Origin of the sequence: Anaerocolumna sp. MB42-C2 (genome assembly GCF_030913705.1) — a bacterium.
In the GTDB taxonomy this organism is placed as follows: Bacteria; Bacillota; Clostridia; order Lachnospirales; family Lachnospiraceae; genus Anaerocolumna.
The window spans coordinates 4,806,290-4,827,891 of record NZ_CP133190.1 but is presented as its reverse complement, the minus strand read 5'-3'; the positions used below and the strand labels follow the sequence as shown (position 1 = coordinate 4,827,891).

Annotated in this window: 15 protein-coding genes; 4 read left to right on the top strand and 11 right to left on the bottom strand. The window is 38.9% G+C overall.

Features of this window, described 5'->3' with window-relative positions:
• The first annotated feature begins 61 nt into the window (after window positions 1–61).
• Window positions 62–943 (top strand): AraC family transcriptional regulator, encoded by an 882-nt coding sequence (locus RBU59_RS21415; RefSeq protein ID WP_308144508.1) that lies wholly within the window; start codon window positions 62–64, stop codon window positions 941–943.
• Here the strand turns inward: RBU59_RS21415 and RBU59_RS21410 are convergent.
• The 3 genes from RBU59_RS21410 to RBU59_RS21400 form a co-directional block, all read right to left on the bottom strand.
• Entirely contained in the window at window positions 933–1,757 is an 825-nt protein-coding gene (locus tag RBU59_RS21410) for a carbohydrate ABC transporter permease (RefSeq protein ID WP_308144507.1), read from the bottom strand. The two genes, RBU59_RS21415 and RBU59_RS21410, sit on opposite strands and share 11 nt — an antisense overlap.
• Window positions 1,757–2,635, bottom strand: a complete 879-nt coding sequence (locus tag RBU59_RS21405) for a carbohydrate ABC transporter permease (protein ID WP_308144506.1) — start codon at window positions 2,633–2,635, stop codon at window positions 1,757–1,759. Before RBU59_RS21405 ends, RBU59_RS21410 begins: the two co-directional genes overlap by 1 nt.
• Window positions 2,636–2,698: 63 nt before the next feature.
• Window positions 2,699–4,072 carry an ABC transporter substrate-binding protein gene (locus RBU59_RS21400; RefSeq protein ID WP_308144505.1) on the bottom strand — a complete coding sequence of 458 codons (1,374 nt, stop codon included), beginning with the start codon at window positions 4,070–4,072 and terminating at the stop codon, window positions 2,699–2,701.
• Window positions 4,073–4,385: 313 nt separating this feature from the next.
• Here RBU59_RS21400 and RBU59_RS21395 point away from each other — a divergent pair, with 313 nt between their 5' ends.
• Both RBU59_RS21395 and RBU59_RS21390 read left to right on the top strand, forming a co-directional pair.
• Window positions 4,386–6,224 carry a sensor histidine kinase gene (locus tag RBU59_RS21395; protein WP_308144504.1) on the top strand — a complete coding sequence of 613 codons (1,839 nt, stop codon included), beginning with the start codon at window positions 4,386–4,388 and terminating at the stop codon, window positions 6,222–6,224.
• Window positions 6,217–7,005, top strand: a complete 789-nt coding sequence (locus RBU59_RS21390; RefSeq protein WP_308144503.1) for a response regulator transcription factor — start codon at window positions 6,217–6,219, stop codon at window positions 7,003–7,005. The genes RBU59_RS21395 and RBU59_RS21390 overlap by 8 nt, the downstream gene beginning before the upstream one ends.
• A gap of 56 nt (window positions 7,006–7,061) precedes the next feature.
• Here RBU59_RS21390 and RBU59_RS21385 read toward each other — a convergent pair whose 3' ends face one another.
• Window positions 7,062–7,952 (bottom strand): AraC family transcriptional regulator, encoded by an 891-nt coding sequence (locus RBU59_RS21385; protein WP_308144502.1) that lies wholly within the window; start codon window positions 7,950–7,952, stop codon window positions 7,062–7,064.
• Between the two features lie 224 nt (window positions 7,953–8,176).
• Between RBU59_RS21385 and RBU59_RS21380 the strand changes: the two genes are divergently transcribed.
• On the top strand, window positions 8,177–10,168 hold the full coding sequence (locus tag RBU59_RS21380) for a glycoside hydrolase family 31 protein (protein WP_308144501.1): 1,992 nt from the start codon (window positions 8,177–8,179) through the stop codon (window positions 10,166–10,168).
• A 144-nt stretch (window positions 10,169–10,312) separates the two neighbouring features.
• On the opposite strand, the gene RBU59_RS21375 is transcribed toward RBU59_RS21380, so the two are convergent.
• From RBU59_RS21375 to RBU59_RS21345, 7 genes are all read right to left on the bottom strand, one after another.
• A complete protein-coding gene (locus RBU59_RS21375; RefSeq protein WP_308144500.1) occupies window positions 10,313–11,845 on the bottom strand; it encodes a carboxylesterase/lipase family protein in 1,533 nt (510 codons plus the stop codon).
• Window positions 11,846–12,049: 204 nt separating this feature from the next.
• A complete protein-coding gene (locus RBU59_RS21370) occupies window positions 12,050–13,129 on the bottom strand; it encodes an alpha/beta hydrolase (RefSeq protein WP_308144499.1) in 1,080 nt (359 codons plus the stop codon).
• A gap of 91 nt (window positions 13,130–13,220) precedes the next feature.
• A complete protein-coding gene (locus RBU59_RS21365; protein WP_308144498.1) occupies window positions 13,221–14,765 on the bottom strand; it encodes a GH39 family glycosyl hydrolase in 1,545 nt (514 codons plus the stop codon).
• Window positions 14,766–15,011: 246 nt separating this feature from the next.
• Window positions 15,012–16,832 (bottom strand): extracellular solute-binding protein, encoded by a 1,821-nt coding sequence (locus RBU59_RS21360; protein ID WP_308144497.1) that lies wholly within the window; start codon window positions 16,830–16,832, stop codon window positions 15,012–15,014.
• A 56-nt stretch (window positions 16,833–16,888) separates the two neighbouring features.
• Window positions 16,889–17,809 carry a carbohydrate ABC transporter permease gene (locus RBU59_RS21355; protein WP_308144496.1) on the bottom strand — a complete coding sequence of 307 codons (921 nt, stop codon included), beginning with the start codon at window positions 17,807–17,809 and terminating at the stop codon, window positions 16,889–16,891.
• A gap of 16 nt (window positions 17,810–17,825) precedes the next feature.
• The gene (locus RBU59_RS21350) at window positions 17,826–18,746 is read right to left on the bottom strand and encodes an ABC transporter permease subunit (protein WP_308144495.1); all 921 of its coding nucleotides are present in this window, start codon (window positions 18,744–18,746) and stop codon (window positions 17,826–17,828) included.
• Window positions 18,747–18,817: 71 nt separating this feature from the next.
• Window positions 18,818–20,830, bottom strand: coding sequence for a right-handed parallel beta-helix repeat-containing protein (locus RBU59_RS21345; RefSeq protein WP_308144494.1), 2,013 nt, complete (start codon window positions 20,828–20,830; stop codon window positions 18,818–18,820).
• Window positions 20,831–21,602 lie beyond the last annotated feature (772 nt).

Here is a 21,602-nt window from a genome sequence, read left to right as displayed (position 1 = left end):
TCGCATGTTTTTATTGACCATCTTTTCCTTATTTGCTATGCTGAACAAGAGGTGATACATAATGCTTTCTTATAATGATCTAAATATAAAATTTTCAATGGAACAGCTGGATTTTTATGCCCTCCATATCGCCTATGAGCGGTTTATGCGTTCCATACCAGGGCACAGCCATAGTGATAACAGCTATGAAATCCATTATATTCCCTATGGACGGGGTACGGTTAAAATAGATGAGGTGACTTATCATATTGTGCCCAATACCTTGTATATCACGGGACCTCATGTCGTACATGAGCAGATTCCTGATAAAGAAGACCCAATGACGGAATATTGTATTTATCTAAAGCTTGAAAGAAAAAATCTGCACAAAAGAACAGTAAAGCAAGGTTCTTATCTGCAGATTTTTGAAAGTACGAAATTCTGGTTCGGTGAGGACTGTCAGAATATCCATCCCCTGATGCAGCAGATTTTCATTGAACTGGATAAAAAATCTACCGGTTATATAAAACAGACGGAACTTCTTCTTCAACAGTTAGTCATTTATCTGGTGCGTAATTATGAAAATCAACACAGCAGTCAAAACCAGATAACCCATCCGGATCTATCCAACCGTAAATATTTAATTATTGAAGAGTATTTCTTATATGAGTATAACAATCTGTCTTTAGAGGACTTATCCTCTAGACTGGGCTTAAGCAAAAGACAGACGGAACGACTGTTAAAACGTCATTACGGCAAAACTTTTTTAAAGAAAAAGACAGAAGCCAGGATGTCTGCCGCTATCATTCTATTACTGGACCCGGGAAAAAGTATTACCATGGCAGCACAGGATCTAGGTTATTCCTCTGTTGAGCATTTTTCCAATGCGTTTAAAAGATATTATCATCAATCTCCAAGGGAGTACCGTAATTTAAATAGAAACCCTGCCTTACTTAACCTTTAACCGCTCCGGCCGTCATACCAGAGACAATATGTTTCTGACCTAACAGATAGATAATAATTACCGGCAGACTTGTCATAACAATATCCGCACATACCAGATTCCAGTCCTTAAAATACATGCCAAAGAAGTTATATACCGACAGGGTCATCGGCCATTTGGCAGAACTGCTTAGGAAATACAAAGGGGAAACAAATTCGTTCCAGGTATTCAAAAAGGTAAGGACGAATACCGTTGCCACCGCAGGTTTTAAAAGGGGAAGTATAATTGAAGCAAATAGTCTGAGAGGCTTGCAGCCGTCTATGACTCCTGCTTCATCCAGTTCAACCGGTATTTTTGCTACAAAACTGTAGATTAAAAATACGGAGAATGGAAGCTGCATTGCTGTATATAATAATATTATCCCAAGTCTCGTGTTATTTAAATTTAAAAACATCATAACTTTTGTTAAGGCAACATAGTTAACCGGCATGGTGATTCCAAGGACTATAAACATATAGATAATATTCATAAGTTTAGTACGGTTCCTGGATAACACATAAGCCGCCAGGGATGAAAGCAGACAGCATAACAGTACACTTCCCAAGGAATAAATGCAGCTGTTTATAAAGGAGCCAAACAATTTACCTTTTTCTATGACCACAGAGAAGTTTTCCCACTGTATGGGAAAGGCCGGAAGTTTTAAGTTCATATCCGATGCACTCTGACTGTCTTTTAAGGAATTGAATAAAATAAGGAGCAGCGGCGCCATGGATATGATTGATATAATCCAGGCGGTCAGATTACCCACGAGTACTCTTACTAATTTTTGCTTCATTATTCAACCACCTCATTCTTTGTCATTATTTTAATCATAAAGGTTCCGATTATAACCATAAAAACAAACATTACGGAAGAAAGTGCCGTACCGGCTGCATACTGTCCGGTACCAAATCTTTTAAATACCGCGGTATACAATACTTCAGTCGTGGCTTTACCCGGTCCCCCGTTTGTCAGAGCATAGATCATATCAAATACCTTAAGACCGTATATGATATTTAGTACCGTAGTAGTTGCCAGGGTGGGAAGCAGTAACGGAAAGGTTATAAAACGGAATTTCTGAAAACCGTTTGCTCCGTCTATACTTGCAGCCTCGTAATAAGTACCTGAAATTGAGAGGATACCGGCGATTAAGATAGTCATGATATATCCTGTGCCTCTCCAGATATCAACCGCCATAACAGAACCAAAAGCCAGCTCTGAGGTAACCAGCCATTTACCGGCTAAAAAATCCAAACCGACAGATCTTAAGAAGGTGTTTAACAGCCCTCCTGAAGGATCGAGGATGGACTTAAAAATCATACCAATAATTAAAGTGGATAGAACGGACGGCATAAACATAATGCCTCTATGAAAATTTAAAAACTTAATTGATTTCGTAAGTAATAAAGCTAATATCAGACCTAATAGATTTTTTAATATCGTTGTAGTAAATGTGAATTTCAGCGTATTGGTTATAATAGCCAGGTAATCCTCATCCGATGAGAAAATCATTTTAAAATTATCTAACCCTACAAATTTTAACTTATCTGAATATGCCGACCAGTCTGTAAAGGAATACCCAATTCCAATTACACTGGGAATAACAAATAGAGCAATATATAAAGCGAGTGCACCATACACAAAATAGATAGGGTATATCTTATTCTTATTCATTGCTGTTTCCTCCTGTCTGATAAACGGGGCTGCATTTTACGGCAGCCCCTTAAATCCCTATATCTATTTTGCCCAAGCCGGATCTTTTGCGGTAATTGCCTGGTCAGACCTGTTTTTGTCAATGAGTTTAAGAACCTCCTCTGGTGTTGCTTCCCCTAATAGCAAAGCAGAAATGCTGCTGCCGATATCCATCCACTGTGGATTAACATATTTTACAGCGGTCTGGAATACAGTTCCCTGTGAGGTATAGGTGTCATAAAAACTTTTAATTGTATCCGTATATTTTGAAGGTGCATTGCTGTAAGGCAGTTTATTAAACTTTGAAACATTCTCGGTTAAGTATGCAAGACTTTCATCCGAAGCCATATAATCAAGATACTGTTTTGCTGCCTCTATATTCTTTGAGCCGGAATAGATAAATCTGGAAGGACCGGAAGGATTCACATTCAGTGTCTGGTTATCTGCTAAAGGCATTACAAAGTAACCGATATTATCTGCACTAAAGCTTTGATCAACTTTGTTTACTTCCGTACCAAATCCCTGATTCGCTATTGTCATAACATACTCACCGGAAGCAATATTCTTACCGGCGTCAGCATAGGTGTTTGACATATAGTTATCACCCCAATAGCCTTTATCCACCATATCTTTGATTTGAGTGAGGATTAACTTTAAAGTGTCATCCTGGGCAAAGGTAGTTTCGTTCTTGTTTAGTTTATCAACCAGTCCTGGAGTTTTTACTTCTGCCTGGACAGCAGTTTCCGGGAACCATAAAACATGGTGCCAGCCATCTGATACACATTCATAAATCGGTGTTTTTCCCGCTGCTAAAATAGCATCGCAGACTTTTTTAAACTCTTCATAATTTGTCGGTATCGTAAGCCCCAGATCACTGAATATCTGTTTATTGTAAGCTACTGCCCAAACAGAGGATACATCCTGTATCGGCTGTCCATATAAAGCATTGTTGACTGTTAATTCTGCTGCGGCTAAGGTATCAACATTCTTTGCCCAGCCTTCCCCGCTTAAATCAACTGCATTCTTTTCAACATTGTATTGAGTCTGAATATCAAATTTACCGCTCTGTCCTGCAAATATATCTGTGCATTCCCCAGTATTCAGTTTTGTCATATGCAAGCTGTTATACTGATCCGAAGGAACAATCTGGTAATCAATTTTAATACCGGTTTTCTCGGTAAATTTCTTGCCCAGTTCCAGCTCGGCATCCTGAACCCAATCCTGACTTGCCATAATAGATATTGTTATGTCCTGTTTCTTATCATCCGCTGCTGATGTATCCCCCGATGTTTCAGCTTTGTTTCCGGTACTTGTATTTCCTTTTGGTTCCTCCACAGTACCTTTGCTGCTGCAGGCTGTCAGTGACAATAACATTGTTGTTGCTAGCCCTAACGCTAATAATTTTTTCCACACTCTCATGATACCCCTGCCTTTCTTTTTCATAAATAATTTAGCCTGTTGTCAAATAATACGAAAAACACGGCATTTAATTATACATTATTGACAACCAAAAGCTATGACTTTATTATAGATTGTAAACTATGCTATTGGAATGTATATTTTATGTCTCATATATGTAATAATTTTACCTTAAGTCTCAAATTCTATTAACGATACATAGCAGGGTGCAAAGATCAATTTTACGCTGATTACGGGCATATATTCTTTTATTAGCAGTTTTAGAGATTATATGCTACGAGAAGCCATATAAAATGAAAGGTGTACAGCCATAATGATAAAAAAGAAAAAGACACGAAGCATTCAATCTATCCTGTTTTACACGTACTTTTATTTATTATTTTCAGTTTTAGGCATTTTCATGATTTTTTTCTTAACTTCGGAATCAAAAAAGCTGAGAGCCAATGCAGAAAAACTGATTTCCCAAAATGTTAATACCATCTCCGCCTTTCTGGATGAAGAGGCAAAAACACTGGATACTGTTGCTCAGAATATTGCCTATTCTAATTTGATAAAGGAGCGTTTTACAAAATACATCAAATCTGTTGATACGGATAGCTCCGGTGACCGCAATACGGATTATAACAGCCTCCAAAATAACAAAATACTCATTGATATGCTGACTGCCATAATTGGGCCGAACCGTCCTGTTGTCCAGATTTACCTGTATTCCCTTGATAAAGGTGTCTTTGGCGTAGGTCTTGATACTTCTGCCTCTAATGCTTCGGTAAAAGACTATCCCTGGTATGAAACCTTTATATCCTCCGATCATTATAGACTAATGACCAGTGATAAAGATGAACGTCTTAAAAATTTTTACTCTTATCATAATGGAGCTACTTTTATCTCTTTATATGCAATGTATTATAATGCCTATAATATACCCCAGGGCATAATTGAAGTGAAAAACCCCATATCCTTTTTGACTCAAAAAATTAACAACATCGCAAAACCCTACAATGAGAATATATATATTTATGACCAGACAGGCAAATGCATATATCCTGATTTTTCAGATAATTCCTATACAGAATATTTTAGAACACTGTCTACCGGCAAGGTCGCCCAGGACGGTGATGAGGTCAATACCCACCGTTATAATAAAAATACTTACCTGTTTTATAAACATACGGAATATGCTGGCTTTACCGTAGCGATTGCCGTTAGTAACAATAACCTGTTAAGACCGATTTATGAGTATATCCAGGCCAATATCATAATACTGATTATTATTGCTTTTGCTATGTTGCTGCTTTCTTATCTCTCAGCACATATCATTACCACACCCATTACAAAGATTTATAAACAGGTTCAATCCTTTAAGCTTGATCTGTCAAATACCGGAAAAAATGTTTTTACTGATATTGATACTCATATTATAGAATTTAATACCCTGTATTCCGCTTTAATTACCATGCAGAAAAAAGCCCAGCAGTCCATGGAACGGGAAATAACCCTGCAAAATCAGGAGATGCAGTCCAGAATGCTTGCACTGCAATCCCAGATGAATCCCCATTTCCTCTACAATTCTCTGGCTACCATACAGTCTATGGCAGATGAACATATGGATTCGGAGATTCACCTGATGTGCCAGAATATATCAAATATCCTTCGGTATATTTCCTCAGACAAGGAACTTATGGTACCTTTAAGGCTTGAAATTCAAAACACCATAGATTACCTAGAGTGCATGAAAATCCGGTATGATAACGATCTTCTTTATGAAATCAATATTCCGGATACTATGTTGGATATCAAGCTTCCAAAACTTTGTCTGCAATTAATTGTAGAAAATTCAATTAAATTTACCACCAAATCCATAAAACCGCCCTGGAAAATCACAATTAACGGTACTCTTACCAATACCTATTGGGAGTTAGCCATCTCTGATAACGGCACAGGTTTTGGCCAGGAGGAAATCGACAGTCTGAATGAAAAAATCGAGGAAATTAACAGAACCGGACTACTGCCGAATTTAGAAATCCGTGGTATGGGACTGATGAATATATATATTCGATTTAAGCTATTGTATAAGGGCAGCCACATATTCCGGATCAGCAATCTTTTGACAGGCGGGGCTTTATTAACAATTGGAGGGAAATACAATGAATAATGATCTTAAAATTTTTACAGTAGTCGTTGTAGAAGACGAAAAGTTACTAGCTAAAAATATTGCTAAGAATATTGAGATGGTTAATCCGAATTTTAAGGTTATTCGTATTGAATCCAATGGAGAAGATGCCTTAGCCTTTATAAAAGAACAGACACCCAATGTAATCTTTACCGATATACAAATGCCGGTCATGGATGGAATCGAATTGGTAAAGCATATAGCAGAATATAACAATTATATTAAGTGTGTGATTTTAAGCGGTCATGACGATTTTGCCTATGCCAAATCTGCAATTGAATACGGTGTTTTTGCATATCTTTTAAAACCGGTGAACCTGGATGAATTATCTTCCTTGTTAAAAAGACTGGAGCAGAACTTTCTATCAACCCATGAGATGTTAGAATCCGTGGGTAAACCTCCTGCCTATAATTCTGAGGAAATCGCAGGTCTTATTAAGAAGTATATTGAACAGAATTATCAAAAGCCCATCGATCTGAATTTGATAGCAGACCACTTTTCCTTTTCTCCTTCTTATCTGACCAAAATATTTGTAAAATATGTTCATGTCACACCTTCAAAATATATACAGAATTATCGGATTAATACTGCCAAACAGCTACTGGGGGACTATACTCTAACGATTAATATGGTTGCGAACCTGGTCGGTTATACCGATCCCTTCCACTTTAGCAAATCCTTTAAGCAGGTGACGGGGGTTAGCCCGGCAAACTATAGGGATAACCTTGGTAAAAACCGGGGTCCCTCAGGACAAGGAGTTTAGAAAAAGAGTAACAAAAATCCTTGGCATATCATAAGCATCCAGGTTTATATTGCAGTTTAACTATTCAGATTACCTTTACGGTAAGCTGAGGGTGTAATCCTTATATACCGGATGAATTCCCGGTTATAATAACTGATATTATTAAAACCGCATAATGCTGCGATTTCTGTAATTTTTTTGTTTGTACCGGTTAAATATTTACAACTTTTGATGATCCGGTACCGATTCAGATAACCAAAGGGCGTAAATCCGGTCAGTTTCTTAAAGAGACGGCAGAACTGTCCCTCACTCATATTAGATAACGCAGCAAGTTCATTTAAAGAAATGTCTTCCCCATAAGAATCATGTATATATCTTAAGGTCTCAGAAAGCTGCTCGGACAGTTTCTTATAGTGACAATCCGTCTCAAATCCGGACAGGTAGTTATTGTACAACCCCTGCCATACCGTAAGAAGCATGCCATACATCTGAAGTTCCCAGTATTCCGGAACCTTATGGGATTCTTCATACATCCTTTTCAACATTTCCAGTATATCTTTTTGCCAGGGCACTCCCGGAATAAGATGAAGGGTACAGCGGGTGCCATAATTGATTACCGGCTGCAGATATCTTGTAAACTGTGGATTCGCACAGGAATCGAACAAATAAGACAATGAAAAAACGATGGCATAAAATTCACAGCCGCTTTCGTTTATCCCCTTTGCCGAATGAAGTAAATCCGGCGGTATAAATATGGCTTCTCCGGCATGGAGATAAAATTCCTGTTCTTCGATTTTAAAAATTGCTTCTCCTTTTTCAAGGAAAAGAAATTCCGCTTCACTGTGCCAATGAAGATACAAAACTAATTCCGTTTTCGGATTACTTACCGTATGATGAAATGATATTGCTCTAAACTGAGTTTTATGTGTTACTCTCTCAAGCAGCAGAGAATTTTGTTCCGCAGGCATACTATACCTCCTATATTTGTACTAACACCCATACTTATTGGGCATATCAATATTGTACCATTACTGCACAAATTTGTTAAAGAAAAACAATTATAGTTTTACTATAGTATAGTCAGAACCGGATACCGGATCAATAAAAGAGAATGTACTTTGACACATTCTTGCTTGTGTCGAGAGCGTCAGCCAAACTACACTTTAAAACCAATCAAATAAGGAGCAGACCAATGGGTAAACTTATACTTTCCTCAGATAAAATAATATTTAGAAGAAAAGACGAACTTACCATAATTGAACCTTACGGCATTAACTGCCTGCGGTATCGTTCCACCAGAAACAGTACTATTTCAGGTGAGAACTGGACCTTACTGCCGCCTGTTACCAAAAATGACTGTCATATTACAGGGGATGAACAGCAAGCCACCATTACAAACGGAAGTATCTCTGCTTCCATAATTGCCGGCGGCGGCTGGATACCCAGTGTTATCACTTATTATCGTAATGGACGAGAAATATTATGTTCAAAAGAGGAAGGAGATCCTGTTACACGTTTTAACCATATAAGCGGAGATAATTATCAGGTTAAGGCAATCTTTAAAAGTAATAAAGGTGAACATTTCTATGGGCTTGGTCAGGAACAGGAAGACCAGTTTGACAGAAAGGGCTGCAGCTGCAATCTTGTCCACTACAACACCAAATCAACGCTGCCGGTTCTGTATTCTTCACTGGGTTACGGGTTTTTGTGGAACAATCCTTCACCGGGATACTGCGAAACAACCGGTAACCATACTCTCTGGTGCTCCGAGAATGCATACCAGATTGATTATCTTATTTATACCGGTAAACGTCCGGCCGATGTCTTAAAAACCTACAGCGATCTAACCGGATATGCTCCGGCTTTCCCTGGGTGGGCTGCCGGTTTCTGGCAAAGCAAGCTTCGATACGAAAGCCAGGAGGATCTCTTAGCAATAGCAAGAGAATATCATAAAAGAGGAATTCCTCTGGCTGCAATCGTAATCGATTATTTTCACTGGACCGAACAGGGTGAATGGAAATTTGATCCCAGGTATTGGCCCGACCCAAAAGCCATGTGTCAGGAACTAAAAGCCTTAGGAATCCGCCCTGTAGTTTCTGTCTGGCCCACCATCAATCCAAACAGTGAAAACTATTCTGTCATGGAAGAGGAAAATATGCTGGTTCGTACAGAAAATGGTCAATACGGCATTTTTAACTTCTATGGGCAGCAGACCTTTATCGATCCCACGAATCCGGAAACAGGTCCTTATGTTTGGAGTAAAATTAAAGAGAACTATTATAAATACGGTATTAAGACCTTTTGGCTCGATGAAGCAGAACCTGAGGTTCATCCCCAGCAGTTTAACAACCTTCATTTTTATGCCGGTAACGGCGCACAAACGGCACTTCTCTATCCTTATTATTACACCAAGCTTTTTTACGACGGTCTCAAGTCGGAAGGAGAAGAGGAAATCATCTCCCTTACCCGTGCAGCTTATCCAGGCAGTCAACGCTTTGGAGCTCTTGCCTGGAACGGCGATATTCCTTCTACCTTTGCTGCCCTTAGACAAAGTCTTACCAGCGGTCTATCCATGGCAATGTGCGGTATTCCCTGGTGGAACAGCGATATCGGCGGCTTCCATTCCGGCAATATTGAAAGCGATTATTTTCGTGAACTTATTATCCGGTGGTTCCAATTCGGCTTATTCTGTCCTGTTATGCGAATTCATGGTGCAAGAAGCCGCATGACCGGTCAGGTGGACCGCTATCCGGAAGTTAAAGAAAAAAGCGGCGGGGATAATGAGATCTGGAGTTTTGGCGATCAAAACTATTCCATTATCAAACACATAATTGAATTGCGGGAACGTCTGAAACCCTATATTTTAAAATATATGGATATTGCTGCTGCCACAGGTTCACCTATTATGCGCCCTATGTTTTATGATTTTTATGAGGACGAGTATTGTTATACCCTTGAAGACCAGTATATGTTCGGGGAAGACATCCTCTTCGCCCCTATTCTGGAACAGGGCATTACCGAACGTCATGTATATCTGCCGGGTGGAAACTGGGTCAATATCAATGACAGACAGATTTATGAGGGCGGAAAAACTGTTAAGGTAACAGCAAAAATCCATGAATTTATTGCGTTTATCAAAAACGGAAGCGAAGTACTGCAGGTATTTGATCCCGTCTCCAATTAGTATAACTTCTGATACAGGTCATGCAAATACAGGTCATACAAAATGTTTGAAACCGCAGTTGTGTATGACCTGTTTTTATTGTGGTAAAACCTGATAGAGTCATAATAAACAAGTAATAGAACGGCAAAACTATTGATTCTCTCACTAAAACCGGATATCCTTATTCCTGAAATATTTCCTTACAAGAAACTGCATAACTTCCCCAGGCTGTTCCCTGACAAATTCTGGTTTCTCTCCAAATACCATTCCAAAGGGTGCTTCTTTTGAATAGGGCTCCCATAAGGGCATATCTTCTCCTGTTGCATCTTTTCCGTTGGGATTGCCGGAACGTATAAAATTAGCCCAGTAGTTGCACATTTGTCGTGCAAGATCGTAATGCTTGCCAATAAAAGGCCTTAAACATTTCGCAAGAGTTTCAAAAAAGAACCAAAGATCCACCGAGTGAAACGTACCCGGGTTATCAAATCCCGGTATTTCGGCATCAAAATTATAATAGTACATCGGCGCTTTAACCTTAGAATTATCATTGGCACAGGCGGCGATACGGTTCGCATATTCAATAATTCTTACCGAAGCCCTGCTTTTCATTTCTACTAAATTTCCGGAAGCCGCATTACATAATGACATAAATTCTTCTGCATCTTCGCCGAATAATTCAACTGCCATTTTGTGGAACTCACTAATTGTATCTGCTTTTGGTTCACAATAAAACTCGGAAGAAGTATGTCCGAACATCATAGGAATACTCATACCTTTATTCCGGGCAACAAGTTCAAATGGGTTTCCTAAACAAAACTTATTATCTACAACCGTCCCCCAGAATCTGTTATATTCCTGTGCTTTCTTGTTAATATATTCTGCGTCCAGTTTCCTGGCTTCTTTTAAAGAAGAAACTCCCAGAAATTCAAAGAATTTTACGCCTTCTTGTTCTTCTTCAAGCAATTCTTTTCTTTCCCCAAATACAAAATCATCCGGATAAAGTCCGGTTATCATACCGCTTTCAATAATCGCTTTCTGAAAAAGCCCTTTATTCTGAGGTGAAGTCAGCTGACTCATAACACTTGCACCTCCGGCTGACTGTCCGCCTATAGTAATATTATCGGGATCACCTCCGAAAGAAGCGATATTTCGTTTGACCCACCTGGTTCCAAATTGCTGATCCAGATGCCCGAAATTCCCAGGAGCCTCGGGTGTTTCTGCCGTTATTTCCGGATGACATAAAAATCCAAAAACATTCAACCGGTAATTAATCGTAACCACAACGATACCTCTTCTTGCGATTCTCTCCCCGTCAAACTCCATCTCAGCCGTATTACCTACTTGAAGACCACCTCCGAAATACCATACAAAAACCGGAAGTTTTTCGTCCGCCTTTAAGGCAGGCGTCCAGACATTCAGATACAGGCAATCCTCGTTCATGGGAATATCCGGGTCAACCGCCCATTCCCTTGTATAGATATCCTCTTTATTAATCCCTGGTGTTGCCTGCATGGATATGGGTGCAAATTCAAAGGCTTTTAATATCCCCTCCCAGCTTTTTGCCGGCTGGGGAGCTCGAAAGCGGTTTTCTCCTGTGGGCGGTGCCGCAAATGGAATGCCTTTAAAACCGGTAATTCTCGGATCTGCTGCCGGTAACCCTTGTATTACACCATTTTCTGTTTTCACTAACCGTAACATACGGATACCTCCATTCTAAAATTTTAAACTATTATTAATATACAACGTTAGGAAACTGCGAAATATTATTATTGCATTGATATACCATACAATTTATACTTTCTCAGATCCAAGTCTGTCCCATAGGACAACGGAAGCTAAAAACAAGAATATTCGAGAAACTAAGTTGTTTTATGTTTTATACAATTACCTATATGTAATGCCTTAGACACAAAGTGTCTTAGTAATATGATATGGCTCGTTATGTTCTTTCATATTTTCAAAGGCTAACCTGCTGAAATTATAAGCTCCGTTATTCCATACATTAAAATCATGAATACCATCCTTTATCAAAATCCTGTAATAATCCCCCAGGTTTATCCCCGCTGCTTCCATTAATCCCTTTACTGCTTTTGAATAGCCGGCCCCATATGCCACTCCATCTGCATCACCGCAGGTCATATAGAGCATATGAAGTTTAAAACTGCCTGATCCTATACTTGCTCCCAGATATTTTCCATCACTTGAGGTAGGTGCATTGGAAAAAGTACCTGTATAAGCAAATAGATCCAACATACCAGGTGCGGATACAGTGGTAATCAGGCCGTTTTTCCAACTGCTTTCTCCTCTTGTAAATACAGTCGAATCACACCGGTAACCTCCCAGTCCCAGATTAAGAGCCTGCATACCACCCATGGACAAACCCGCTAACGCCCTGTGTAAGCGGTTATAGGCTATTCCTCCAGAAGTGGTATCCAAAATATTAGCATAAGTATTATACCGGGATTCAATAAATGGAATTAAATCGTATCTTAACTCATAATCAAAATAGTAAAAACCCAGGAGATTAGTTCCTTCCGGATTAAAGGCAGTATCTGTCCAGTCATATGCACTTCTGCCCTCCGGAAAAACAACAATCATAGGATTGATATCTCCATTTGCAATCAGGTTGTCAAAAATATTACATATGGTAAAATTTCCATCTGTTATTCCGTTTCCGGATAACCATTCCTCAGAACTGCCTCCTACCCCATGGAGCAAATAAAGTACATCATATCTCTGCTCCTTATCTGTGCAATCATAATCAGACGGTAAATAAACGCTGCATTTCTTTATAATTGAATCCCCGAATACAGTTTCTCTTCCTGCTTTTGCAGCAGAAATATTATGATTTGTCACTAGTTGCCGAAACCGGTTAATATAATTACCGCAACTGTATGAGATTTCCTCCAAGGTACCTTGACGTATCTTTTTTACAGCCCGTTTATATTCCTCAGGCAAAGCTGTTACGTCACTGTTTCTCATAATCCACTCCTTCTTCCTATCTATTCTATGTCTGTTAAATAATTGATCTAACAGTGAAATACCTTATTTAGCTTTCCTTAAACTGAACTACTTATGAGTTTAATGAATTCCAGGCAAGACTATTCTCACCAGCTCCTCTGATACGTTCTGGTCTGAATCCTCTATCAGTTTCAGGGTGTATACGCTGTATTTCAAAACTACATAATGCATTTGATGATAAAGGGATCAGGAAATTGGCTTTTTTTTCTGTGACACTTAAACGCTCAATTTTCACCAAGGGTTTCGAACTTTCTAAAAGCAGTTCTTTCTGTTCTTTTGTCAGATTGGACGGCGAACCAATCGTAATCCAGTCCTTAAGAGGGTTGCAGGTATTCTCATCCACCAACCTGGTAACCATTCTGTAATCTCCGTTTTCCAAATCAATAGATATGTGTAAGGAAATCTCCTTTTCCCCCTCTTCCTCTACCGGATTCCAGGCAATTCCATAGATGTCGTTTTTGTTATCCTTAGTAATGATATAATGCTCACTGCGTGCAACCGCATTTTCTTTTAGACTACGAAAGAAAGAAAATGCCCAGTAAGTAGGCTTGGGGATCATTCCATTGGTTAATAATCCAAAACAACCTGAAAATGGAGTATAGGAGACCCCTGATTCTTCAAACACATCTCCGAATGTCCAATAAGAATAAGAAGCGCAGACATCCCCCAGTTCACTTAATAACCGCGCAATATAAGCAGCATTAAGATTTGTATCATGAATCGGATTAAGAGGAGTATAGGAGGTGTTGAATTCTGTAAGGTGCATCTCCATACCTGCATATTCCGTAAACCCGTCTATAATCCGGCGGCTCTCCCTTAATTCCTCCATAAATATTTCCGGTTTTCTTAAGTTCTGGTAAGCATAATGACCGTCTATTTCAGGCATTTCCGTTGCATACGCATGTCTGGTTACAAAATCCAGGGGAATTTTATTTGCAGAACAATATTCCAGAAAGCAACGAAGCCAGCGTTTATCATCCACACCACAAATTGCCGGTCCCCCGATACGAATACGTAAATCACAGTCTTTGACTGCCATTACGGTAACTTTATACAGATGAAAATACTCCTCCATATCCGCATCTTTCCAAAAAACCGGAAGATTCGGTTCGTTCCATACTTCAAAAGGCCAGGTTATGACTTCCTCTCTTCCATAACGTTTTATCCAATGATTTACGGTAGCTTTCACAAGCTCCGCCCACTTATTATAATCCGACGGCGGTGTTACATTTCCTTTCCAGTAAAACACCGTCTGACTTCCTGATGCCAGCTTTTCCGGCATAAACCCTAACTCCACAAAAGGCTTTAGTCCCATAGACAGATAATCATCAAAAACCATGTCCAAATAAGTAAAATTATATTCTGCTCTTTCTATTCCGTCTACTTCATAGCTGTGATAAACAGCCATATCATCACAGAATAATCCATGACCACGAATATAGGAAAAATGGATATCCTCCTGGACCTTTTTTAACTGATTATAATATTCTTTCCGTAATGCCAGATTCATACGCCCCGTACCGATACAGAACAAAGCGTTATTGTTGAACGTAATACTGTCTTCCCTGTTAATGTTACATAATATTTTATTAGCCATACTTGATACATATCTCCTATTATATATTTAATGATTCTTAAGAATAATAACATCAACTGGGTAATGTCATTAATCACTTTCACCAGCCGGCCCTGAAATTATATTTCTTTCCTGTCTCTTTAGATAATGTGAAAAGTTCCATATATGACACTTTCAAATCATATATGGAACTTATTGAATTTTCATACATGCAAAGTTATAAAATGTTAATTACTCTAATATCAAAGTATATAAAATAATACTAAATTACTTTGCTGCTGCAGCTCTGGCATCAATAACTTTTTGGAATTTTGCTTTATCAAATTCAACTAATTTTGCCCAATCAAGACCATCCAGTTGAGTCTTCATATCAGTCCACATGCTCTTGAACTCGTCTTCACTGGTTGAAAAAACCATTCTCCAGGAAGTATCACAGATTAAAGTAGCACACTGGCTGCGGATTAAAGCCACATCCGTGGAATCACTCGGAAGTATGATATTAACGTTAGGTATGGGTTTTAATTGTCCGGTGCTTTCCAGATATTTAACCTGATTTTCACCACCGTATTTTGCGCTCCACTCTTTTGTCATGGTAGTCTTATTAGCTTCCAGATAGGAGGCCCAATAGTTAGTATTATATGGCTCACCAGTATTCGGATTGGTAGATACCGAATGTAAAGGCCACTGATTGATCTTACAGTTACCGTCATCGAATCCGCCGCCGCCCCATTCATCCGGCACGGTACGATTCTCCATCAGACCATACAGACCGTTTTCCGTAAGGGTATATTTACCATCGGCACCTTTGGTATAACTCCAGTCCGGAATACCGTCATGAATATACTGTAATCCCTCAGGACTAATCAGCCAATCCAGGAATTCTATTGCCCTCGCTCTGTCATTACCCTCCATATGGGAACCTATTGCAAAGGCTCTGCCGTCTCCATAATAATAATCGGATGGCTGGTAAAAGTTCATATCTTCAACAGGTGCATAAATATAAGCATTTCTTTCGTTGGCACGTTCCGGAGTATTCCAGAAACCTCTCTGCCAGTTATACCAGAATAATAATACCTGTTTGTTCTTCATCTTAGTACATGCCGTATCCCAGTTCTGTGTACCTGAGTCAGGATCAACCAAACCTCTCTGGTTTGCTTCAAAGAAGAAGTGCAGCATCTTATAATATGCTCCGTCATCATCTGTAACTTCTTTCATATCACCTGTATTACCAAGCATAATAGAACCGTTTACTTCATAACCGTAGGTTTTGGTAAGCTGGGTCGCAGTCTCCATGGTTACCTGAGTTCCGCCTTTATCCCAATCCGGCCATAAAGATATAGCATAATTAGGATCTCCTTTATCGTTGGTTGGATGTGCTTTCTGTATCTTTTCAAGAACATTCAGTAAGTCCTCCAGATTTTTCATCTCCGGAGCTCCTATTTCTGAATAATAATCCCAAGGGAGCATAGGGCTGATATATACCGTATCTTCAGAATAAGTGGTAGGGGATGTATTAGTTATCTGGCAAGGCATTCCATATATCTTACCCTCACTGTTACCCTCAAGACCTGCGTTAAAAGTTTTATACTGATCATAATACTGGTTTAAATTCTTGCTGTTTTGTACATCGCTGCTGATATCGGCAATCAGACCAGCTTTAATGCAATCCTGCAGTGGCGAATTATCCAACAGGATGATATCACCTAATTTGCCTGCGGCGGTACGCGTCTGGTAAAGAGCTTCCCCATCACCGGATGCCTGTGGAGCGATAATATTCAATTCCAAATTGAATTTATCCTTGATAACTTTTGCAAACCATCCGCTTTGTGTTCCCTGATAATTTGCTGCAACATCATATACCTCCAAGGTAAGCGGAGTTGAATGATCAATTTCTGCCTGAGTATTACCGGATGTATCAGATGTATCGGATGTACTTTTAGTATCCTCAGCTGTGCTCGCTGCAGTAGAATCCTTTGTGTCAGCCGTATTGCTGCTGTCTGTTTTCTTGGAACCGGAACACCCGGACAAAACCATAGAAAATATGCAGATTACTGCCAACAATAATGAAATGATTTTTCTCTTCTTCATAAATGAATCCTCCATTTTTTATAGTATATAAAAAGATGCCTACCATCCTCCTATATCTAGCCTTTGACTGCTCCAATCATAATTCCCTTCACAAAATATCTCTGAAAAATAGGATAAATTAATAAAATCGGTGCTACTACAATAATCGTAACTGTCATACGTATTGAAGTAGCTGTCTGTACAGTTGCCACACTTTGCGCCACAGCAGAACTGCTGGAAGAATTAACAAGCTGTTTTAATGAGCTGGCCTGATTGATATACTGATATAATATAAACTGCAGACTGTACAGCTTATTGTTGGTCATAAGTAAAAGGGTATCTTGAAATGCATTCCACTGCCCGACAGCAGCAAAAATAGCCACGGTTGCCATAATCGGTTTAATAACCGGCATAATTACACGATAAAATACTTTCATAGTTCCGGCTCCGTCAATCTCTGCCGCCTGTTGTAATTCTTTCGGAATTGACTCTACAAAAGTCTTGGCAAGAATGATATAAAAAGGTGATACGATCGTCGGCAGAATATATCCCCAGAAATTATTGGTCAGATGAAGATTCCGCATCGTTAAAAACCATGGAATGATACCTGCATTAAAGTACATGGTAATAATTACAAAACGATACCAGAATTTCCTGTGCCATAAAGTTTCTCTGGTAAACATATAACCTAAAAAAGCGGTTGCCACGACTGTCAGCAGAGTACCAATTAATGTCCTGCCGGCAGATATAACGGCAGCATTCATTAATCCTGGTATTTTTATCGCTTTTATGTAATTCTGAAAATGCAGCCCATGAGGTAGAAAAATAATCAGACCCTTCTGACTCAGTTCATTGGAACTGATCGTATTAATAAATATATAGTAAAACGGATAAACACAGATAAAGGCAAATGCAGCAAAAAATACATAAGTTATTACACTGACGGACGCATCTCCGAAACTTTGCTTTTGACGTTTTCTTTTTTTGATATATCCCATTATATGTCCTCCTATTTTATAAAAAGCTTTCGCCTCTTACCAGTTTCGAGATACCGTTAGCCATGGTAAGAAGGATTAAACTAATTATACTTTTTAAAATACTTAATGCTGTAGCAACCGAATAGCTGCCGCTTCCCATGGCCAGATTAAATACATATAGATCCAATACCTGGATATGTTCTTTGTTAAAAGCATTTTGGAACACATAATACTGCTCCATACCGTTCGAAAGAAAATTCGCAATTGCTAACATTAATAAGACAAAATAGGTAGGTAATATGCTGGGTATGGTGATAAATCGAATTCTTTGCATTCTGGTGGCACCATCCACCTTTGCTGCTTCAAACATTTCTTCATCAATACCGGTGATTGCGGCGATATACATAATAGCCGCCCAGCCAAGATTTTTCCAGGTAAGCCATAACCACTGGGTGATCCAGACATTATCCGAGGCCTGCAGGAATTGAACCGGTTTCTCTAATATTCCCATAGAAACCAGAACATGATTTACCACTCCCGTATTGTTAAAAATATTAAATGCAACAGAATATACTAAAACCCAGCTAATAAAATTAGGAATCGTAGTTACTGTCTGAACTACTTTTCGAAATGGTACACATTTTATTTCATTTAAAAATACAGCAAAGATCATAGGAAGCCAGGAAGTTCCGACCGTGATTCCGCTCATAACCAATGTGTTAGTAATAACATTCATGATTTGTTTTGTTTTTACCGGATTGGATACCAGGGATTTAAACCATTTTAAACCCACGAAATTATCCATGGTCATTGGCTGCGGCGGCCTGTAATCAAAGAAAGCATATACCCACCCATAAAGAGGATAATAAGCAAAAATCGCAATCAGCATTATAAATGGAAGAATATAAAGGAACTCTTTATACGACCTTAATTTCTTTTTGTTTTGAAATAGCTTCATCATGTCTCTCCTTTTCGTGATAACTTATTCCCTTACTCATTTCTGCGGATAGAAATTATGTAAACTAAAATTTATAATTTACGTGGATCTATGGATATCACCCGGTTTACTGTTAATCGAAGAAACGGACCCGGAAACCGAAGTTCTGCCGTATCTGTGCTGCCGTAAAAATCATTTGCTGCCATTGACCGTACTTTTACTTTGTCGATTTCTTCTGTTTTGAGTATATACCTGTCTTTTTCCACAGCGCGGGGTGAAAACCTTGGAACTCCTTTTATTTCACCTATTTCCATCGTAAAATTATCTGTATCTACCTTAATATCAAAATATCCCTCCTGTCCTTCCATATCAAAACCATAGAATTCCTGCCATGCCTTTAAATCCAGACATACCGCAGGTGCCGGATAAAGAATTCTTAGATAACCACCTGGCATATTAAGGAATAAATTACCTTCCGATTCATTATGTTCGGTTGGCATCTTTATAGCCGCCTCTTTACAGTCATAAAATATATTATTCCAGATCTTTGTATCCCGGCTTGTTCCTCCCCTTTTATCCCCGGTAATACGAAAAGCAACTGTTTTAGCATAATAACCGGCACTTTTGCATTTACCGATAAAATTATTCACAATGTGTATATGGTCCGTACCCTCCCCATATACAGCATATCCATTAACTACTCCATTTTCCTCCATCTTGTACCAGCCGGAGGAGCCGGGTTCTTTCGGTATTGCAGCCGAATCAAATCGTCCCTCTATATTCCAGAAAATATTATTATCAATGAGATTAACGCCATCCCGGCTGCATTCAATAAAAATAGCTTCCCTCTGGTTCATTCCATCCAGGAATAGGTTCTGGGTAATACGGTTATTTTCATTGCCCACATCCATCCATAAATGATCCGCACGAATCGTTTTCGTAAATATGTTGCGTCGGATAAGGCTGTCGGTACAGTTATGTACTTTAATTCCTCCCGCCTCCCAGGACAACTCCATCTTCTGCCACCCGGTACCCTGTATCAGATTATCTTCAATTAATAAATCTTTCGCGAACAGACCAGCGATACCGCATACCCCTGCGTTAAATATCTTACAGCGCCGAATTACGGTAGATCCGATAATCTGGTCTTCTATATACGAATGATGCCAGCATTCATTGCCGATATCAATACCTACCCCGTTAGCCCAGTCTATTGTACAATCTTCAATAATCCAATGATGCCCGCGATAACAGGATATCGCCCCCCTTTGCGGTACCGGCGCACCCGTTGCCGCATGGGCGCATGTAAGCCCCTTTACCTTAATATAAGATAAGAACGGAACTTCCGGGGCAAAACACTGTTCTCTGCAGGTTAATTCAATATTATGTACTGCAGGATCTTCATCCTCTTCCAATCTGAAATGAACGGTTTGACCATTTGCTTCTACCCAATAGGAACCCGGATGGTCTCCCAGCTGATTATAAAGAGCCACCTGATAAAGAGGTTTCCCATCACAAAACACCATACCGCGCCGGTTGAGATACGTTGTCATATCCGTTTTATCATATTCTATAAATAACCGGTCATGAAGGATATTTACGGCACAAAACGGGTTATATCCCCGGAACTCATCCGGATCCAGCTTAACTTCCCAAATCCTTGCATTAACTTGTGTACTCTTCCAGTCAGCTGAAAATCGATTTAGATTCCAACCCTCACTCTGTTTAAAATGTTTTGCCTGGTACGATGCTTTGATAAGTACTTCTCCATCTCCATAAGCCTCATAACTAATCATTCTGTCAATTCCGCTCCCGCCTCTGGCAGGATGAACACATTCCCGGTAAACCCCACCATGAATCCACACCCGGGTTCCGGGTTTTGCCAGGGAAGCTGCCACATTAATTGTCTTTAATGGGTGTTCAAGAGTTCCATCATTCACATCAGCAGCAGCCGGATGATTTCCATTCACATGAATTTCTCTATCATATTTCTGTGCTTTTTCCCACAAGTTAAATGAACTGCCGTTGGGTAAACATAAAGTTATATCCTGATTCATTTTAATACCCATTACAACTGCCACAAATAAAAAATGTGTAAGAATCAATATGTGGCATTCCTTTCAATTAATATATTTTTCTAATGACTCGTTTGTTCTTAGCGAGACTACTCCCATCTCTATTCTGCAACAAAAGATCTCACTGTGCAGCTTTGTTATTATACCGATATTATAAAACAATTTTTTATATGTATTTTTAAGATATAAGGAATTACCATGTGTATTTCTTATATAATATGTTGAATAAACTAATTATAAAATAATACTTATTGTGAAACAATGACATATAATCATCTTAATATGAACTATTTGCAGACATAATTGACATATTTTCAGACAATTATGACATATTGTCATTTCTTATATTTACGCAATAGATAATCATGTTATTATTGTAGAATATTTAAGATTTATATCGCCCTATTTTACATTACTTTGGCATTTTCCACAAATCCATGCAATTTAAAATGCCATATTTACACAAAACATACACCTTGATTTTTCCTGGAATTAAGGTCAGCATGCTGACACTTTCGGGCTCTCGCGGGTTGGGTAACAATATAGTGCACAGCTCCTTTTCTCTGCATAAAATAAATCCCAAACTTCAAAAGTAAGGGATTTATGGTAAAATATTAGTATGCGAATACCAAATAAATTAAATAAAAATTATACTTCATCTAAACGGGTATCAATTAAAACTTCCGCTAAATCTTGAATGTATAATCTCAGAAGATGATCAAAAAGAGTATTTTTAGCGAAAAAGGAAGCTGCCGCTTCACGATTTTTCAATCATTAAAGCGACAGCCCCATTCTACACTAT